This window comes from Pseudomonas sp. PDM19 (genome assembly GCF_014852215.1).
GTDB lineage: Bacteria > Pseudomonadota > Gammaproteobacteria > Pseudomonadales > Pseudomonadaceae > Pseudomonas.
Map to the genome: position 1 here is coordinate 183,830 of NZ_JACVBG010000001.1, position 18,278 is coordinate 202,107.

An 18,278-nucleotide genomic window follows, 5' to 3' on the forward strand; every position below is an offset into this window, starting at 1 on the left:
AGACTTAGTCCGTGTCCAGCGGGCCCATGGCGGTGGTGTTGAAGCCACCGTCGACGTAAAGGATCTCGCCGCTGATGCCACTGGCCAGGTCCGAGCAGAGGAAGGCGCCAGCGTTGCCGACTTCCTCGATGGTTACGTTGCGCCGCAGCGGCGTCTGGCGTTCGTTGGCGGCGAGCATCTTGCGGAAGCTCTTGATGCCCGAGGCGGCGAGGGTGCGGATCGGGCCGGCGGAGATTGCATTGACCCGGGTGCCTTCCGGGCCGAGGCTGCTGGCCAGGTAGCGCACGCCGGCTTCCAGGCTGGCCTTGGCCATGCCCATCACGTTGTAGTTGGGCATCGTGCGTTCGGCGCCCAGGTAGGAGAGCGTCAGCAGGCAGCCGTTGCGGCCCTGCATCAGTTCGCGGCCGGCCTTGGCCAGGGCGACGAAGCTGTAGGCGCTGATGTCGTGGGCGATGCGGAAGCCATCGCGGGTGGTGACTTCGGTGAAGTCGCCGTCGAGCTGGTCGCCCGGTGCGAACCCCACCGAGTGGACGATGCAGTCCAGGCCGTCCCACTGCTTTGCCAGTGCGGCGAACACGGCTTCGATGTCTGCATCGCTGGCCACGTCGCAGGGGAAGCACAGCTCGGCGCTGGAGCCCCAGCCGGCGGCGAATTCCTCGACGCGGCCCTTGAGCTTGTCGTTCTGGTAGGTGAAGGCGAGCTCGGCGCCTTCGCGGTGCATCGCCGCGGCTATGCCGGAGGCGATGGACAGCTTGCTGGCGACACCGACGATCAGTACGCGTTTACCGGCGAGAAACCCCATGTCATTGCTTCCTTGTCTGCTGCTGGCTCAGGCTTGCGTCGGTACCATAAAGGCTGCTTCCAGCAGTTGCTGTGTGTAGGCATGCCGCGGTGCGGCGAAGACTTCCTCGGCCATGCCCTGTTCGACCACCTTGCCGTGGCGAATCACCATCAGCTGGTGGCTGAGGGCTTTCACCACCGCCAGGTCGTGGCTGATGAACAGGTAGGTCAGGTTGTACTTGGCCTGCAGCCCGCGCAGCAGTTCGACGACCTGGCGCTGCACGGTGCGGTCCAGTGCCGAGGTCGGCTCGTCCAGCAGGATCAGCGCTGGCTTGAGTACCAGCGCGCGGGCGATGGCGATACGCTGCCGCTGGCCCCCGGAAAACTCGTGGGGGTAGCGGTGGCGGGTGTCGGGGTCGAGTCCGACTTCCTTGAGCGCCTCGATGATCGCCTGCTCGCGCTCCTCGGGCGTGCCCATGCCATGTATTTCCAGGCCTTCGCCAACGATCTGGCCCACCGACATGCGTGGGCTGAGACTGCCGAACGGGTCCTGGAAGACTACCTGCATCTCGCGCCGTAGCGGCCTGACTTCCGCCTGGTTCATGCTTTCGATGGCCTGGCCCTCGAAGCGGATGCCGCCCTGGCTGTTGATCAGCCGGAGGATGGCCAGGCCCAGGGTCGACTTGCCCGAGCCGCTCTCGCCGACGATGCCCAGGGTCTGGCCACGCGGCAGGCTGAAGTCGATGCCGTCCACCGCCTTGACGTGGTCGACGGTCTTGCGGAACACGCCTTTCTTGATCGGGAACCACACGCGCAGGTCGTCGACCTCCAGCAGCGGCGCACCGGGCTCGTTCTGCGCGGGCTTGCCGCTGGGCTCGGCACCGAGCAATTCGCGCGTGTAGGGGTGCTGTGGGGCCGCGAAGAGGGTGTCGCAATCGGCCTGCTCGACGATGCAGCCGCGTTTCATCACGCAGACGCGATGGGCGATGCGCCGCACCAGGTTGAGGTCGTGGGTGATCAGCAGCATGGCCATGCCTAGGCGCTGCTGCAGGTCACGCAGCAGGTCGAGGATCTTCAGCTGCACGGTGACATCCAGCGCCGTGGTCGGTTCGTCGGCGATCAGCAGCTCCGGCTCGCAGGCCAGGGCCATGGCGATCATCACCCGTTGTCGCTGGCCGCCGGAGAGCTCGTGCGGGTAGGCCTTGAGTCGGCTGGTGGGATTGGGGATGCCGACCAGGTCGAGCAGCTCCAGCGTACGGGCACGGGCCTGATTGCCGTTCATGCCCTTGTGCAGCGCGAGCACTTCGCCGATCTGCTTCTCGATGGTGTGCAGCGGGTTCAGTGAGGTCATGGGTTCCTGGAACACCATGGCGATGCGGTTGCCGCGGATGCCGCGCAACTTGCGCTCGGGCAGCTTGAGCAGGTCCTTGCCAGCGTACTGGATGCTGCCGGAGGGATGGCTGGCGGTGGGGTAGGGCAGCAGGCGCAGGATGGAATGCGCGGTGACCGACTTGCCCGAGCCGCTTTCGCCCACCAGCGCCAGGGTCTCGCCCTTGCGGATGTCGAAGCTGATGTGTTCTACCGCGCGCACCTGTTCGTCGCCGCAGAGGAAGTCGACGGACAGGTCGCGGACTTCGATGAGGTTTTCGTTCTGGTTCATGTCACTTCCTCGGGTCGAAGGCATCGCGGGCGGCTTCGCCGATGAACACCAGCAGGCTCAGCATCACGGCCAGCACAACGAAGGCGGTGATGCCCAGCCAGGGCGCCTGCAGGTTGGACTTGCCCTGGGCGACCAGCTCGCCCAGTGACGGCGCACCGGCGGGCAGGCCGAAGCCCAGGAAGTCCAGGGAGGTCAGGGTGCCGATCGCGCCGGTGAGGATGAAGGGCATGAAGGTCAGGGTGGAGATCATCGCGTTGGGCAGGATGTGGCGGAACATGATCGCTCCGTTGCGCATGCCCAGGGCGCGCGCGGCACGCACGTATTCCAGGTTGCGGCCGCGGAGGAACTCGGCGCGCACCACGTCCACCAGGCTCATCCAGGAGAACAGCAGCATGATTCCCAGCAGCCACCAGAAGCCCGGCTGCACGAAGCTGGCGAGGATGATCAGCAGGTAGAGCACCGGCAGGCCGGACCAGATTTCCAGGAAGCGCTGGCCGAGCAGGTCGATCCAGCCGCCGTAGAAACCCTGCAATGCACCCACGGCGACACCGAGGATGGAGCTGAGCACGGTGAGGATCAGGGCGAACAGCACCGACACGCGGAAGCCGTAGATCACCCGCGCCATCACATCGCGCGCCTGGTCGTCGGTGCCCAGCCAGTTCTCCGCGGTGGGCGCCGAGGGCGCCGGCACCCGCAGGTCGTAGTTGATGGTGTCGTAGCTGTAGGCGATCGGCGGCCAGAGTATCCAGCCGTCCTTCTGCGCGATCTGTTCGCGCATGTACGGGCTCTTGTAGTTCGCCTCCATGGGGAACTCGCCGCCGAAGGCGGTTTCCGGGTAGCGCTTGACCACCGGGAAATACCACTCGCCGTCGTAGCGGATCGCCAGGGGCTTGTCGTTGGCGATCAGCTCGGCACCCAGGCTGAGGATGAACAGCGTGAGGAACAGCCAGAGTGACCACCAGCCGCGCTTGTTGGCCTTGAAGCGCGCCCAGCGGCGCTGATTGATGGGAGACAGGCGCATCGGATTACTCCCGGTTCTCGAAGTCGATGCGCGGATCGACCAGCGTGTAGAGGACGTCGCTGACCAGCTTCATGATCAGGCCGAACAGGGTGAAGATGAACAGCGTGCCGAACACCACCGGGTAATCGCGGTTCAGCGCTGCCTCGAAGCTGAGCAGGCCCAGGCCGTCGAGGGAGAAGATCACCTCGATCAGCAGCGAGCCGGTGAAGAAGATGCCCAGCAGGGCCGAGGGCAGGCCGGCGATGATCAGCAGCATGGCGTTGCGGAACACGTGGCCGTAGAGCACGCGGCGCTCGGTCAGGCCCTTGGCGCGGGCGGTGACCACGTACTGCTTGCCGATCTCGTCGAGGAAGCTGTTCTTGGTCAACAGGGTGATGGTGGCGAAGTTGCCGATCACCAGCGCGGTGATGGGCAGCGCGAGGTGCCAGAAGTAGTCGCGGACCTTGCCGCCCCAGGTCAGCTCGTCGAAGTTGTTGGAGGTCAGTCCGCGCAAGGGGAACCAGTCCCAGTAGCTGCCGCCGGCGAACAGCACCACCAGCAGGATGGCGAAGAGGAAGGCGGGGATGGCGTAGCCGACGATGATCGCCGAGCTGGTCCAGACGTCGAAGTGGCTGCCGTGGCGCACCGCCTTGGCGATGCCCAGCGGGATCGACACCAGGTACATGATCAATGTGCTCCACAACCCGAGGGAGATGGACACCGGCAACTTCTCGACGATCAGGTCGGTGACCTTGGCGTCGCGGAAGAAGCTCTGGCCGAAGTCCAGGTGCACGTAGTTCTTGAGCATGATCCAGAAGCGCTCGGGCGCCGGCTTGTCGAAGCCGTACATGCGCTCGATTTCCTTCACCAGTTCCGGGTCCAGGCCCTGGGCGCCGCGGTAGTGCGTGCCGGCGGAGGCGACTTCACCACCGCCGCCGGAAATGCGCCCGGTGGCGCCGCCGCTGGCGGCGTCGAAGCCTTCCAGCTTGGCGATCATCTGCTCCACCGGGCCGCCGGGGGCGGCCTGGATGATGATGAAGTTGATCAGCAGGATGCCGAACAGGGTGGGGATGATCAGCAGCAGGCGCCGCAGGATGTAGGCCAGCATCAGTGGGTCCCTTGCGCGACGGTGCCGTCAGCCGGCGTTTCGCTCGCGGCCTTGGCATCCGTCTTGGTCGGTACGGCCTTGTCGCGGGCCTGCCACCAGGTCTGCAGCGCGTAGCTGTAAGGCGGCAGTTTTTCCGGGTGGGCGATGCGGTTCCAGTAGGCGATGCGCCAATTGCCCAGGTACCAGTTGGGCACCACGTAGTGGCCCCAGAGCAGCGCGCGGTCGAGGGCTCGGGCGTGGCGCACCAGGCTTTCGCGGGAGCCGGCGTTGATCAGGCCTTCCACCAGGGCGTCGATGCCTGGATCGCGCAGGCCGATGAAATTGCGACTACCGGGCTTGTCGGCGCTGCTGGAATGCCAGAACTCGCGCTGTTCGTTACCGGGCGAGCTGGACTGCGGCCAGCTGCTGACGATCATGTCGTAGTCGCGCGAGCGCAGGCGGTTGATGTATTGCGAGACGTCGACGCGGCGCAGCTGCATGTCGATGCCCAGCTCCGCGAGGTTGCGCTTGAAGGGCAGCAGCACGCGCTCGAAGTCCGCCTGGGCGAGCATGAACTCGAAGCTGAGCTGCTTGCCGTCGGGGCCGACCATCTTGTCGTTCTCGATCTTGTAGCCGGCCTCCAGCAGCAACTGGTAGGCCTTGCGCTTCTGCTCGCGGATGATCCCGCTGCCGTCGCTGGTGGGCGGCACGTAGACCTGGGTGAAGACCTCTGGCGGCAGCTTTTCGCGCAGCGGCTCGAGAATCTTCAGCTCCTCGGCGTCGGGCAGCTCTTTGGCGGCCATCTCGGAGTTCTCGAAGTAGCTGCCGTCACGCAGGTAGGAGCCGAAGAACAGCTGCTTGTTGGTCCACTCGAAGTCGAACAGGTTGGTGATCGCTTCACGCACGCGCGGGTCCTGGAACACCGGGCGGCGGATGTTGAAGGCATAAGCCTGCATGCCCCACGGGTTGCCGTTCACCGGCTCCTCGCGGACGATGCGGCCGTCGCGTACGGCGGGCGAGTCGTAGGCGGTCGCCCAGTTCTTCGCGATGCGCTCGTCGTTGAAGTCGAACTGCCCGGCCTTGAAGGCTTCCAGGGCGACGGTGAGGTCGCGATAGGACTCCACCACCACGGCGTCGAAGTTGTTGAAGCCGCGGTTCACCGGCAGCTTGTCGCCCCACCAGTCCTTGACCTTCTCGTAGCGGATCGAACGGCCGGCCTCGACCTTGGCGATGCGGTACGGGCCGCTGCCCAGTGGCGGTTCCATGTTGGTCTTGTTGAAGTCGCGGCTGGCCCACCAGTGCTTGGGCAGGATCGACAGCTGGCCGAGGATCAGCGGCAGCTCGCGGTTGTCGCCGTGCTTGAAGTCGAAGCGCACGCGCAGCTTGTCCTCGGCCACCACCTTGTCGACGTCCGCGTAATAGTTGCGGTACATCGGGTCACCGTCCTTCATCAGCGTCTCGAAGGTGAACACCACGTCTTCGGCAGTGACCGGCGTGCCGTCCTGGAAGCGCGCCTCGGGGCGCAGGTAGTAGCGGACGAAGCGGTGTTCCGGGTCCTTCTCGATCTTCTCGGCGAGCAGGCCGTACTCGGTGAAGGGCTCGTCGAGGGAGTGGAAGGTCAGGGTGTCGTAGATCAGGTTGATCTGCGGCGCGGAGTTGCCCTTGGCGATGAAGGGGTTGAGGCTGTCGAAGCCGCCGAAGTCGGAGAGGCGCAGCGTGCCGCCCTTGGGCGCATCGGCATTGACGAAGTCGAAGTGCTTGAAGTTCGCCGGGTACTTGGGCGCCTCGTCATACAGGGTGATGGCGTGCTGCGGCGCGGCCTGCGCACTGCCCAGCAGTCCCAGCAACAGGCCGGCGCAGAGCGCGGCGCGGCGGGGGCTTTTCATAGGGTTTTCTCCTGGTCTTTTTGCCACCAGGCTCGCAGACCCAGCGTATAGGGCGGCGTGGTGACGAAGGCGAAGCGGTTGCGGTACGCCAGTCGGTGCTTGTTCAGGTACCAGTTGGGAATGCTGTAGTGCTGCCACAGCAGCACCCGGTCCAGGGCGCGCGCCGCGGCTTCCTGCTGGTCGCGGTTGGTGGCGCCGAGGAGTTTCTCGAGCATCGCGTCCACCACGGGGTTGGCGATGCCTGCATAGTTCTTGCTGCCCTTCACCGCCACCTGGCTGGAATGGAAGTACTGCCATTGTTCGAGGCCGGGGCTCAGGGTCTGGGGCAGGGTCATCAGAATCATGTCGTAGTCGAACTGGTCCAGACGCTGTTTGTACTGGGCGCGGTCCACGGTGCGCAAGCTCGCATCGATGCCGATGCTGGCGAGGTTCTCGCGATACGGCTGGAGAATGCGTTCCAGACTGGGGTTGACCAGCAGGATCTCGAAGCGCAGCTGCTTGCCGTTGGCGTCCAGCAGGCGGTCGCCGGAGAGCTTCCAGCCGACTTCGCCCAATAGACCCAAAGCGTGGCGCAGGGTTTCCCGCGGGATGCCGGCGCCCTTGGTCACCGGGACGGTGAAGGGGCGCTTGAACAGCGCTTCGGGCAGTTGCGAGCGGTACGGCGAGAGCAGCAGCCACTCCTGGCCCTGCGGTACGCCGGTGGCCGCGAGGGTGCTGTTGGGGTAGTAGCTGTTGGCGCGCACGTACGCATCGTTGAACAGCGCGCGGTTGGTCCATTCGAAGTCGAACATCATCCCCAGCGCCTCGCGCAGGCGGCGATCGGCGAAGGTCGCGCGGCGGGTGTTGAGGAACAGCGCCTGGGTCTGGGTGGGAATCTGGTGGGGGATTTCCACCTTCATAACCTCGCCCCGGCGAACGGCCGGGAAGCGGTAGTTGCTGCGCCAGTTCTTCGCCTGGTGCTCGACGTAGACATCGAACTCGCCAGCCTTGAAGGCTTCGAAGGCGATGCCGGCGTCACGGTAGAAGTCCACCTCGACACGGTCGAAGTTGTACTTGCCGCGATTCACCGGCAGGCCCTTGCCCCACCAGTCCTTGACCCGCTCGAACACCAGCCGGCGCCCCGGCACCACCTCGGTGATTCGGTAGGGGCCGCTGCCCAGCGGCGGTTCGAAGGTGGTGGCCTGGAAGTCGCGGCCTTTCCAGTAGTGCTGCGGCAGCACCGGCATCTCGCCCAGGCGCAGGATCAGCAGCGGGTTGTCGTGGCGCTTGAAGACGAAGCGGATGCTCTGCGGCGAGAGGATGTCGACCCGCTGCACTTCCTGCAGGTTGGTGCGGTACATCGGGTGGCCATGCTTGAGCAGGGTGCGGTAGGAGAACGCCACGTCGTAGGCGGTGATCGGCTTGCCGTCGTGGAAGCGGGCTTCCGGGCGCAGGTTGAACACCACCCAGCTGCGGTCCTCGGCGTACTCCACGCTGCGGGCGATCAGGCCGTAGCTGGAGGCGGGCTCGTCGCCGGACGGGTCGTAGAGGCCGGTCCCGACCATCAGCGGCTCGTTCAGCTCGCTGACGCCGTACTGCAGGAAGTCCGCGGTGCTGACCGGCGGGCTGCCCTTGAAGGTGTAGGGGTTGAGCGTGTCGAAGGTGCCCAGGCCCATCAGCCGCAGCAGGCCGCCCTTGGGCGCCTTGGGGTTGACCCAGTCGAAGTGGTCGAAACTGGCCGAGTACTTGAGGTCGCCGAACTGGGCGTAGCCGTGGCTCTCGGTGATCTGGGCGGAGGCGGGGAGGCCCAGGAAGAGTCCCAGGAACAGGAGAGACAAGCGACGCATCAGGCGTAGGATCCGATCCCGGCTGGCTGAAGGAGAGTTGCGTCGTACAGTAGCAGCTTGTCCTGGCTGCCAGAAGACATGCGGCCGGGGCTGTGCGCCCCGGCGCAAGGTAAAACTCAGCGGCTGGCGGTGCCGAGGTACAGGGTCAGGGTCTGGCCGGGCTTCAGGGCTTTGCCGCTGCGTGGGTTCCAGCGCTGGATGTGCTGCGTCTCCACGTTGAAGCGCTTGGCGATCATCGAGATCGAGTCGCCTCGCTTGACCTTGTAATAGGTCGCGGTGTCCTGCTTGGCCTTGCTCTTGCTGCTGGAGGCCAGCTGGGTAGCGGCAGCACTCTGCAGCTTGAGGGTCTGGCCGGGCTTGACGCCATGGCTGTCCAGGCCGTTCCAGCGCTTGAGGTCCGCGACCTCGACGCCGTTCTTCTTGGCGATGTTCCACAGGGTGTCGCCATTCTTCACGGTGTAGCTGCGAGTAGCGACGCGGGCGCTGGCGACGGTCTTCGAGCTTTCCACCTGGGCCAGTTGGCGCGGGCTCTCCGGCTCGATGGTTGGACGGCCGGGCTGGCCGGGGATGACCAGGGTCTGGCCATTGCGCAGACGGTTGGCGCTCAGGCGGTTGGCGGCCTTGAGTTCAGCCACGCTCAGACGGTAGCGCTGGGCGATGCTGTGAAGGCTGTCGCCTTTGCGCACGCGGTAATGGCCATTGCTCGAAGCCACCAGGGGCTTGACCTGTACCGGCTCCAGGTTCGCAACGCCGGCCTTGAGCGAATCCGCCTTGGCCAGCGGCACCAGCAGGTGGTGCGGGCCATCCAGGGTCACGCCACGCTTGAAGGCGGGGTTGAGCTGCTGCAGTTCGTCCTGGTCCAGATCGCCTGCGGCGGCGACCTGGGAGAGGTCCAGGCCCGGCTTGACGCGGATCGAGGTGAAATAGGGCTGGTTGGCGATCGGGCTGAGGTTGATGCCGTAGATAGTCGGGGCATTCACCAGTTGCGACAGGGCCAGCAGCTTGGGCACGTAGTCCTGGGTTTCCTGCGGCAGCGGCAGGTTCCAGTAGTCGGTGGGCAGGCCGAGGCGCTCGTTGCGCTCGATCGCGCGGCTGACAGTGCCTTCGCCGGCGTTGTAGGCGGCCAGCGCGAGCAGCCAGTCGCCGTTGAACATGTCGTGCAGGCGGTTCAGGTAGGTCAGCGCGGCATTGGTCGACGCGGTGATGTCGCGGCGGCCGTCATAGAAGTTGGTCTGGCGCAGGTTGAAGTGCGTACCGGTGCTCGGGATGAACTGCCACAGGCCTACGGCCTGGGCACGCGACACGGCCATCGGGTTGTAGGAGCTCTCGATCATCGGCAACAGCGCCAGTTCCAGCGGCATGTCGCGCTCTTCCAAGCGCTCGACGACGTAGTGCATGTACGGCGCGCCGCGCTCGCTGGCGTTTTCCAGGAACGACTGGTTGCTCATGAACCACAGGCGCTGACGCTCGATACGCGGGTTGGTATTGAGCTGGTCCTGCAACTGGAAGCCGCCACGCATGCGTTCCCAGATATCGTTCTGGGCCTGGTTCCAGGCTGGATTGAACTGCACGTCGACGGCGCGGGAGGCGCTGCGGGCCTGGTTGTCGCTGGCGGTCTGCTGGGTCGACTGGCAACCCGCCAGACCCGCTGCGAGGAGGACGATGGAGACTCGGATGGCACGTGCCAATGCGTCTAGATCGGAGGTCTTTCTGGTCTTGGGCGGCATTGGCTGATGACTATGTCCGGGGCAAAAATTTCGGCGATTCTAGAAACCGAGCCTGCCCTGGTCAAGATTTCGCCAGCCTTCAGAATTGATCCTTCCAGCGGCGAATGGTCGCAAAGACCTCGTCCGGCGTGCGGATTTGCTGGCCGCTCCGCTCGTCGGCGACTTTCTTAACGGATATTTCCGACACGCGAAGGAAAGGATTCGTAGCCCTTTCTAGGGCAATGGAAGAAGGAAGGCTGATCCGGCCCTGTTCGCGCCAGCGGCTGACCTCTTCGAAGCGCGCGAGGACCTCCGGATTCTCCGGTTCGACCGCACAGGCGAAGCGCAGGTTGCTCAGGGTGTATTCGTGGGCGCAGTACACGGCGGTGCGGCCGGGCAGGGCGGCCAGCCGGCTCAGCGAGGCATGCATCTGCGCTGGCGTGCCTTCGAACAGGCGGCCGCAACCGGCGGCGAACAGGGTGTCGCCACAGAACAGCAGTGGCTGGCTTTCATCGTCATGGCTGTTCGTTGCATGGAAATAGGCAATGTGGCCGAGGGTGTGGCCGGGCACATGGATGACTTCGAAGCCCAGCCCCAGCACTTCGACCCGGTCGCCGTCTTCCAGCGCCACGTCGCGTCCCGGAATCTTCTCTCCGGCCGGGCCCAGCACGCGGGCGCCGGTTTCCGCCTTGAGGCGGGCGACGCCGCCGACGTGGTCGGCATGGTGGTGGGTGATGATGATGTCGGTCAGCTTCCAGCCGGGATGGGCCTGCAGCCATTGCTCGACTGGCGCGGCGTCACCCGGATCGACCACCGCGCATTCACGGCGGGTCACATCCTGCAACAGCCAGAGGTAGTTGTCGGAAAAGGCGGGCAGAGCATCTATCTGTATCATGGGTGGAAAGTCGCCAAGTGGTGGGCATTGGCGCATAGTAGTGCGGATACGCACTTTTGTGTCGCGCTGTCCCACAGGGGGTAGTGATGATCGAAGAACCCTTCGCCCAGGCCGATGCCGACTGGCTGGAGCTGATCGACCAGGCCCGCCACTGGCTGTCCGGGCCGATCGGCGGAATGATGCTCGCCGAAGAACAGCAGTTGCTGATCGACGAGCTGGAGCGCTATTTCGGCGGCTACCTGGTGCATTACGGGCCGCATGCGGAGCTGCCGGCCAGCGTCGGCAATATCCAGCGTGGCGTGCGCCTCGGGCCGCCGTTGCCCGGCGTGGAGATCGCCTGCGACGAGGCGGCCTGGCCGCTGGGCGAGCATGCCGCTGATGTGGTGTTGCTGCAGCATGGCCTGGATTTCTGCCTGTCGCCGCATCGCCTGTTGCGCGAAGCCGCGCGCAGCGTGCGTCCGGGCGGGCACCTGCTGGTGGTCGGGGTGAATCCCTGGAGTGCCTGGGGCATCCGCCACTACTTCGCCCGCGATGCCTTGCGCCGCGCCCGTTGCATCTCGCCGAACCGGGTCTGCGACTGGCTCAACCTGCTGGGCTTCGCGCTGGAGAAACGCCGCTTCGGGTGTTATCGTCCGCCGCTTGCATCGGCGAAATGGCAGGGCCGTCTGGCCCGCATGGAGACCTGGGGCCCCGTCCTGCAGGGCTCCGGCGCCGGCTTCTATCTATTGGTGGCGCGCAAGCTGGTGGTCGGTCTGCGGCCCCTGCGTCAGCCCCGTCGCGAGCCGCGCGGCCAACTGGTGCCGCTGCCGGTGGCCAAGGTCAGTCGCCGCGATTCCGAGTCCTGAAAGCGAGCCAAATGAGCGAAGAGAAAGTCGAGATCTACACCGACGGCGCCTGCAAGGGCAACCCGGGACCGGGTGGCTGGGGCGCCGTGCTGTTCTACAAGGGCGCCGAGCGCGAACTGTGGGGCGGCGAGGCCGAAACCACCAACAACCGCATGGAACTGATGGCCGCCATCATGGCCCTGGCCGCACTCAAGCGGCATTGCGATGTGCGTATCGTCACCGACTCGCAGTACGTCATGCAGGGCATCACCGAGTGGATGGTCAACTGGAAGAAGCGCGGCTGGAAGACCGCCGCCAAGCAGCCGGTGAAGAACGCCGACCTGTGGCAGGCGCTGGATGAGCAGGTAAACCGGCATACTGTCGAATGGCGCTGGGTGCGCGGCCACACCGGCCACCCCGGCAATGAGCGCGCCGACATGCTCGCCAACCGTGGCGTGAGCGAGCTGCCGCGCTAAGCGTCCGCTCTCAGAATCAAGGTCGCCCGAAGTCATTCGGGCGCATCAATCGCAAGAAGGTTTCACACAGAATGCGCAGCGTCGTACTCGATACTGAAACGACCGGTATGCCGGTCACCGACGGCCACCGGATCATCGAGATCGGTTGCGTCGAACTCGACGGTCGCCGCCTGACCGGCCGGCATTTCCACGTCTACCTGCAGCCCGACCGCGAGATCGACGAAGGTGCGATCGCGGTCCACGGCATCACCAATGAATACGTCAAGGACATGCCGCGCTTCCGCGAAGTGGCGGATGACTTCTTCGAGTTCATCAAGGGCGCCCAGCTGATCATCCACAACGCGGCGTTCGACGTTGGCTTCATCAACAACGAGTTCGCCCTGCTGGGGCAGTCCGAGCGTGCGGACGTCGCCGACTACTGCGGCATCCTCGACACCCTGCTGATGGCCCGCGAGCGCCATCCGGGCCAGCGCAACAACCTCGATGCGCTGTGCAAGCGCTATGGCGTCGACAACTCCGGCCGTGACCTGCACGGCGCATTGCTCGACGCCGAGATTCTTGCCGACGTCTACCTGGCGATGACCGGTGGCCAGACCAGCCTGTCGCTGGCTGGCAATGGTGCAGAGGGTGACGGCAGCGGCCGTGCCACGGCCTCGGCGATCCGTCGCCTGGCGGCAGATCGCGGGTTGACCCGGGTGATTCGCGCCAGCGATGCGGAGATCGAGGCGCATGTGGCGCGCCTGGCGGTGATCGAGAAGTCCGCGGGTGGTCCGGCGCTGTGGGCGCAGATGGAAGCGCCGAAGGAGTGATCCTTCTCGCCACCTGAGAAAAGGCCCCTATCAGGGGCCTTTTTCGTTTCCGAGGGTCAACGCACGGATGCGACTTCTGTAGGAGCGGGCCATGCCCGCGATCCGCCGGCAGGGCCGGCGCCGTTCTCTGCTCGGGTGTTGATCCTGTAACGCTGCTTTGACTTAGGCGGTTCGGCGTCGCTCTGACGTACGCGCGAACTCTGTGTTTCGCCCCCTCGGGCGAGTCACTTCTTCCAAGCGCCGAAGAAGTAACCAAGAAGGCTTGCCCCGGACATCCGGTTTTTTGCTTAGGCGAAAAATTCCCTCGTTGAATCGAAGTTTCAGGGGCCCGCCGCGAAGGGCCATCCCTGGCCAATCGTGGCTCTCGCGACATCCATGTCGCTCAACCCCTGAAACTCCAATTCAACGAGGCCTCCTGAACGGGGCAGTCTGGAGTGCGCTGGCATTTCTCTGGAAGTCTTTTAGAGCCAGAGCCAGATCAAAACGCTCGAGGTGAGCGCACCTGTCAGCCACGCGACGTTTTATTACAGCCGTCTGCCGGGTGCATTCCCCTACATTCCGTGAGCCCATACTCTGAAAGGGATCGACGCCAGTCGTACGTCCATTCAGGGGTTCACAATGTACAAAGACTTAAAATTCCCCATCCTCATCGTCCACCGCGACATCAAGGCCGATACCGTGGCCGGCGACCGGGTGAGGGATATCGCGCGGGAGCTGGAGCAGGACGGCTTCAGCATCCTTTCCACCGCCAGTTCCGCCGAGGGGCGCATCGTTGCCTCGACCCACCACGGTCTCGCCTGCATCCTGGTCGCCGCCGAGGGGGCGGGGGAGAACCAGCGCCTTCTGCAGGATGTGGTGGAGCTGATCCGCATGGCGCGGGTGCGCGCGCCACAACTGCCGATCTTCGCCCTCGGCGAACAGATGACCATCGAGAACGCGCCGGCCGAGTCCATGGCCGACCTGCACCAGCTGCGCGGCATCCTCTACCTGTTCGAAGACACCGTGCCCTTTCTCGCCCGCCAGGTCAGTCGCGCTGCGCGCAAGTACCTGGAAGGCCTGTTGCCGCCGTTCTTCCGCGCGCTGGTGGAGCACACCGCGCAGTCCAATTATTCCTGGCACACGCCTGGCCACGGAGGGGGCGTGGCCTACCGCAAGAGTCCGGTGGGACAGGCCTTCCATCAGTTCTTCGGGGAGAACACGCTGCGTTCGGACCTTTCCGTCTCGGTCCCCGAGCTGGGCTCGCTGCTCGATCACACCGGTCCGCTGGCCGAGGCGGAAGCCCGTGCGGCGCGCAATTTCGGCGCCGACCATACCTTCTTCGTGATCAACGGCACCTCCACGGCGAACAAGATCGTCTGGCACTCCATGGTCTGCCGCGACGACCTGGTGCTGGTGGACCGCAACTGCCACAAGTCGATCCTCCATTCGATCATCATGACCGGCGCCATCCCGCTGTACCTGACGCCTGAGCGCAACGAGCTGGGCATCATCGGGCCGATCCCGCTGTCGGAGTTCAGCCGCGAATCCATCGCCGCGAAGATCGAGGCCAGCCCGCTGGCGCGCGGCCGAGAGCCCAGGGTGCGGCTGGCGGTGGTGACCAACTCCACCTACGACGGCCTCTGTTACAACGCGCAGATGATCAAGCAGGCTCTGGGCGACAGCGTCGAGGTACTGCATTTCGACGAAGCCTGGTACGCCTACGCGGCCTTCCACGAGTTCTATGACGGACGCTACGGCATGGGCACCAGCCGTGACGACAGCGGCCCGCTGGTGTTCACCACTCACTCCACGCACAAGATGCTCGCCGCCTTCAGCCAGGCCTCGATGATCCATGTGCAGGATGCCGGCGCGCGGCGCTTCGAGCAGGCACGCTTCAACGAAGCCTTCATGATGCACATCTCCACCTCGCCGCAGTACGGCATCATCGCCTCGCTGGACGTGGCCTCGGCGATGATGGAAGGCCCGGCGGGGCGCTCGCTGATCCAGGAAACCTTCGACGAAGCCCTGAGCTTCCGCCGCGCCCTGGCCAATGTGCAACAGAACCTCGCGGAGAACGACTGGTGGTTCTGCGTCTGGCAGCCGCCGGGCGTCGAGGGCACTGACGAGGTGAAGACCCGCGACTGGGTGCTGGAACCCAACGCCGACTGGCACGGCTTCGGCGACGCGGTGGAAGACTACGTGCTGCTCGACCCGATCAAGGTCACCCTGGCCACGCCGGGGCTCACCGCTGGCGGGCGCCTGGATTCGCGCGGGATTCCCGCCGCGGTTGTCAGCCGCTTCCTCTGGGAGCGCGGGCTGGTGGTGGAGAAGACCGGGCTGTACTCCTTCCTCGTGCTGTTCTCCATGGGCGTGACCAAGGGCAAGTGGAGCACCCTGGTCACCGAACTGCTGGAGTTCAAGCGCAGCTACGACGCCAACCAGCCGCTGGCGGACGCGCTGCCCAGCGTCGCCCAGGCCGGCGGCGTACGTTATGCGGGTATGGGCCTGCGCGACCTCTGCGATGAGCTGCACCGTTGCTATCGCGACCACGCCACCGCCAAGGCGATGAAGCGCATGTACACGGTGCTGCCGGAAATCGCCATGCGCCCGGCGGACGCTTACGCGCAACTGGTGCGCGGCGAGGTCGAGGCGGTGCCCATCGATCGGTTGGAAGGGCGCATCGCCGCGGTGATGCTGGTGCCATATCCGCCAGGTATCCCGCTGATCATGCCGGGCGAGCGGTTCACCGAATCCACCCGCTCCATACTCGATTACCTGGCCTTCGCGCAGAGCTTCGAACGCAATTTTCCCGGCTTCGACTCCGACGTCCATGGCCTGCAGGTGCGCGAGGTAGACGGCGAGCGGCGCTATACCGTGGAGTGCTGCAAGTGACCGTCCGACTACTGACAGCAGCGACATACATCACTGTATGAAAAGTGGAACTATCCTTGTGCGCATCGGTAAAGGGAGAAATTGAGGAAAAAGGGAGGTTTCCCCCATGCGCTGTCCCGTGACGTTGCCGAACGAGAGCGAGCGCCTGAGTGCGCTCTCCGATTACGGTTTCGACGACGAAAGCCTGCTGCCCAGCCTCGACCCGGTGGTGCAGATCGCTGTGCGCATGTTCGGCATGCCGGTCGCAGCGGTGAACATGATCGGCAGTGACCACGTGTTCTTCGCCGCCGCCACCGGCATCGGCGAAGTCGACATGGGGCGCGACGTATCCTTCTGCGCCCATGCCATCGCCCAGGACGGCGTGATGGTGGTGGGCGACGCCAGCCGCGATGAGCGCTTCCACGACAACCCGCTGGTGACGGCGCCCAATGGCGTGCGCTTCTACGCGGGCGTGCCGCTGCTCTCGGTCGAGGGACAGGCGCTGGGCGCGCTGTGCATCATCGACAGCCAGCCCCACGAAGACTTTTCCGGCGAGGACCGCGAGCGTCTGGTCGAGCTGGCGCGCATGGCGTCCGACCGGCTCGAACTGCGCCGCATCGAGGTGGCCTCGTCGCGCACCCGGCCGCTGTTCGAGGAGTACGCCGGCACCTCGCCGACTCCTGTGGTCTGGTTCGACTGCTGGGGCGAGATCGGTGCCTGGAACGAAGCGGCGGCCAACCTGTTCGGCTACGACCTGATCGAAGGCAGCGGCCAGTCCTTCGAGCTGCTGCTGCCCGAGCGCAGTCGCCAGTCCTTCCGCGCCCTGATCAGCGGAGCCAGCGATGCCACGTCCCTGGACGGCATGGCCGTGCCGGGGGAAATCGCCGGCCTGCGCAAGGACGGCTCCGAACTCTCGCTGGGCCTGACGCTCTTCAGTTGGTCGGAAAGGGGCAAGCTCAAGTTCGAGGCAGTGCTCAAGGACCTCACCGCCCGCCATCGGGAAGAGGAGGCGCTGCGCCAACTGGCCAGCGTCGATGTACTCACGGGGCTGGCCAATCGCGGCCAGTTCTACCGGCGCACCGAGGAAGTCCTGGTGCAGTCGCGCCCGGCGGCCGTGCTGATGATCGACCTGGACGGCTTCAAGGACGTCAACGACTCCCTCGGCCACGCCGTCGGCGACGGCATTCTGCGGCAGGTTGCCGAGCGACTGGCCCGGCTGGCCACCGCTGGCGCCACGGTGGCGCGCATCGGTGGCGACGAGTTCGCCATCCTCGAGCCGAACCTGCTCTCGCCCGAACACGCCATGCGCTTCGCCCAGGCGGTGATCGCCAGTATCGCCGAGCCCATCGTCATCGACGCTCATGAGGTGCGGGTCGCTGCCAGTTGCGGCGTGGCTCTGGCGCCTCTGCATGCGCAGGAAGCGCTGGAGCTGGTGGGTGACGCCGACCTGGCGCTGTTCAAGGCCAAGAGCAGCGGTCGCAGCCACGCGTTTGTGTTCCTTCCGGCGCTGAAGATGGAAGCGGCGGCGCGGCACCTGTATGGCATGGAGTTGCATCGCGCCGTGGCCAACGGCGAGTTCCTGTTGTTCTACCAGCCCCAGGTCAGCCTGCGCGACGGCTCCCTGCGCGGGGCGGAAGCGCTGATCCGCTGGCAGCATCCGCAGCGCGGCCTGCTGTCGCCGGCGGCCTTCCTGCCGTCGCTTGAGGGCGGCCCGCTGGCGGCCATCGTCGGCGCCTGGATACTGGATGAGGCCTGCGCCCAGGCTGCCTACTGGCGGCGCAACGGTGCGCCCGACCTGCGCATGGGGGTGAATCTGTTCGGCGCGCAGTTCCGCATGGGCAACCTGGTCACCCAGGTGTTGGAGGCACTGGAACGGCACGGCCTGCCGGCGGAGGCGCTGGAACTGGAGATCACCGAGAACATCGTGCTCAACCACGACGACACCGTTCTCAGTACCCTGCAGAGCCTGCGCTCCTATGGGGTCGGGATCGCTTTCGACGACTTCGGCACCGGCTACGCCTCCCTCAGCCTGCTCAAGACCTATCCGCTGAGCCGCATCAAGATCGACCGCACCTTCGTCATCGGCATGCTGGAGACCCAGCAGGACCTCTCGGTGATCCGCGCAATCCTCGACATGGCCCGCAGCTTCGATTTGGAGACCATCGCCGAAGGCATCGAAACCTCCGCCCAGCGCGACCGCCTGCGCGCCGAACGCTGCACCGAAGGGCAGGGCTACCTGTTCGCCAAGCCGATGCCGTCGCTGCAGTTCGAGCAGCTCTACGGGATCGGCACGCGGCAGTTCGGCTCCGCCTGAGCGGCGGAATTTCTGCAGCGGCATTGACCGCGCGGGGCGAAATCGCTCGAAACGGGCGGTCTCGTCCTGCAAAACGGTTTCCTCCTTTGCCCGGCGCTGTCTACCCTGTAGGACAGATCGCCGCTCTGCGCCCCTTCGATGGCCAGGGCGACAACACGAAAATAC

13 protein-coding genes are annotated in these 18,278 nt (G+C 65.4%); 5 read left to right on the top strand and 8 right to left on the bottom strand.

Annotated elements, in window-relative coordinates; translation table 11 throughout:
- Window positions 1-4: 4 nt before the first annotated feature.
- From fabI to gloB, 8 genes are all read right to left on the bottom strand, one after another.
- The gene (fabI, locus tag IB273_RS00850; RefSeq protein ID WP_192222964.1) at window positions 5-802 is read right to left on the bottom strand and encodes an enoyl-ACP reductase FabI; all 798 of its coding nucleotides are present in this window, start codon (window positions 800-802) and stop codon (window positions 5-7) included.
- A gap of 27 nt (window positions 803-829) precedes the next feature.
- Window positions 830-2,440: an ABC transporter ATP-binding protein gene (locus IB273_RS00855; protein WP_192222965.1), complete on the bottom strand. Its 1,611-nt coding sequence runs from the start codon at window positions 2,438-2,440 to the stop codon at window positions 830-832.
- 1 nt (window position 2,441) lies between these two features.
- Complete coding sequence (locus IB273_RS00860) at window positions 2,442-3,461, bottom strand: ABC transporter permease (protein WP_081516481.1); 1,020 nt, start codon at window positions 3,459-3,461, stop codon at window positions 2,442-2,444.
- 4 nt (window positions 3,462-3,465) lie between these two features.
- On the bottom strand, window positions 3,466-4,548 hold the full coding sequence (locus IB273_RS00865) for a microcin C ABC transporter permease YejB (protein WP_081516482.1): 1,083 nt from the start codon (window positions 4,546-4,548) through the stop codon (window positions 3,466-3,468).
- On the bottom strand, window positions 4,548-6,413 hold the full coding sequence (locus IB273_RS00870) for an extracellular solute-binding protein (RefSeq protein WP_151186567.1): 1,866 nt from the start codon (window positions 6,411-6,413) through the stop codon (window positions 4,548-4,550). The genes IB273_RS00865 and IB273_RS00870 overlap by 1 nt, the downstream gene beginning before the upstream one ends.
- Window positions 6,410-8,239, bottom strand: coding sequence for an extracellular solute-binding protein (locus IB273_RS00875; RefSeq protein ID WP_192222966.1), 1,830 nt, complete (start codon window positions 8,237-8,239; stop codon window positions 6,410-6,412). Before IB273_RS00875 ends, IB273_RS00870 begins: the two co-directional genes overlap by 4 nt.
- Before the next feature lie 116 nt (window positions 8,240-8,355).
- Complete coding sequence (locus IB273_RS00880; protein WP_192222967.1) at window positions 8,356-9,966, bottom strand: LysM peptidoglycan-binding domain-containing protein; 1,611 nt, start codon at window positions 9,964-9,966, stop codon at window positions 8,356-8,358.
- A 79-nt stretch (window positions 9,967-10,045) separates the two neighbouring features.
- Window positions 10,046-10,840 (bottom strand): hydroxyacylglutathione hydrolase, encoded by a 795-nt coding sequence (gloB, locus tag IB273_RS00885; RefSeq protein WP_192210902.1) that lies wholly within the window; start codon window positions 10,838-10,840, stop codon window positions 10,046-10,048.
- An 89-nt stretch (window positions 10,841-10,929) separates the two neighbouring features.
- Between gloB and IB273_RS00890 the strand changes: the two genes are divergently transcribed.
- From IB273_RS00890 to IB273_RS00910, 5 genes are all read left to right on the top strand, one after another.
- The gene (locus IB273_RS00890) at window positions 10,930-11,685 is read left to right on the top strand and encodes a class I SAM-dependent methyltransferase (RefSeq protein ID WP_151189651.1); all 756 of its coding nucleotides are present in this window, start codon (window positions 10,930-10,932) and stop codon (window positions 11,683-11,685) included.
- Window positions 11,686-11,696: 11 nt separating this feature from the next.
- Entirely contained in the window at window positions 11,697-12,140 is a 444-nt protein-coding gene (gene rnhA / locus IB273_RS00895) for a ribonuclease HI (RefSeq protein ID WP_024763291.1), read from the top strand.
- A 71-nt stretch (window positions 12,141-12,211) separates the two neighbouring features.
- Window positions 12,212-12,949: a DNA polymerase III subunit epsilon gene (gene dnaQ / locus IB273_RS00900; protein ID WP_151186570.1), complete on the top strand. Its 738-nt coding sequence runs from the start codon at window positions 12,212-12,214 to the stop codon at window positions 12,947-12,949.
- A 618-nt stretch (window positions 12,950-13,567) separates the two neighbouring features.
- Window positions 13,568-15,820, top strand: coding sequence for an Orn/Lys/Arg decarboxylase N-terminal domain-containing protein (locus IB273_RS00905; protein ID WP_081516534.1), 2,253 nt, complete (start codon window positions 13,568-13,570; stop codon window positions 15,818-15,820).
- A gap of 106 nt (window positions 15,821-15,926) precedes the next feature.
- Window positions 15,927-18,113, top strand: a complete 2,187-nt coding sequence (locus IB273_RS00910) for a putative bifunctional diguanylate cyclase/phosphodiesterase (RefSeq protein ID WP_081516535.1) — start codon at window positions 15,927-15,929, stop codon at window positions 18,111-18,113.
- Window positions 18,114-18,278 lie beyond the last annotated feature (165 nt).

Excerpts from the sequence above, each read along its gene's own strand:
- fabI (WP_192222964.1), bottom strand. The coding sequence starts at position 802 with ATGGGGTTTCTCGCCGGTAAACGCGTACTGATCGTCGGTGTCGCCAGC.
- IB273_RS00855 (WP_192222965.1), bottom strand. The coding sequence starts at position 2,440 with ATGAACCAGAACGAAAACCTCATCGAAGTCCGCGACCTGTCCGTCGAC.
- IB273_RS00860 (WP_081516481.1), bottom strand. The coding sequence starts at position 3,461 with ATGCGCCTGTCTCCCATCAATCAGCGCCGCTGGGCGCGCTTCAAGGCC.
- IB273_RS00865 (WP_081516482.1), bottom strand. The coding sequence starts at position 4,548 with ATGCTGGCCTACATCCTGCGGCGCCTGCTGCTGATCATCCCCACCCTG.
- IB273_RS00870 (WP_151186567.1), bottom strand. The coding sequence starts at position 6,413 with ATGAAAAGCCCCCGCCGCGCCGCGCTCTGCGCCGGCCTGTTGCTGGGA.
- IB273_RS00875 (WP_192222966.1), bottom strand. The coding sequence starts at position 8,239 with ATGCGTCGCTTGTCTCTCCTGTTCCTGGGACTCTTCCTGGGCCTCCCC.
- IB273_RS00880 (WP_192222967.1), bottom strand. The coding sequence starts at position 9,966 with ATGCCGCCCAAGACCAGAAAGACCTCCGATCTAGACGCATTGGCACGT.
- gloB (WP_192210902.1), bottom strand. The coding sequence starts at position 10,840 with ATGATACAGATAGATGCTCTGCCCGCCTTTTCCGACAACTACCTCTGG.
- rnhA (WP_024763291.1), top strand. The coding sequence starts at position 11,697 with ATGAGCGAAGAGAAAGTCGAGATCTACACCGACGGCGCCTGCAAGGGC.
- dnaQ (WP_151186570.1), top strand. The coding sequence starts at position 12,212 with ATGCGCAGCGTCGTACTCGATACTGAAACGACCGGTATGCCGGTCACC.
- IB273_RS00905 (WP_081516534.1), top strand. The coding sequence starts at position 13,568 with ATGTACAAAGACTTAAAATTCCCCATCCTCATCGTCCACCGCGACATC.
- IB273_RS00910 (WP_081516535.1), top strand. The coding sequence starts at position 15,927 with ATGCGCTGTCCCGTGACGTTGCCGAACGAGAGCGAGCGCCTGAGTGCG.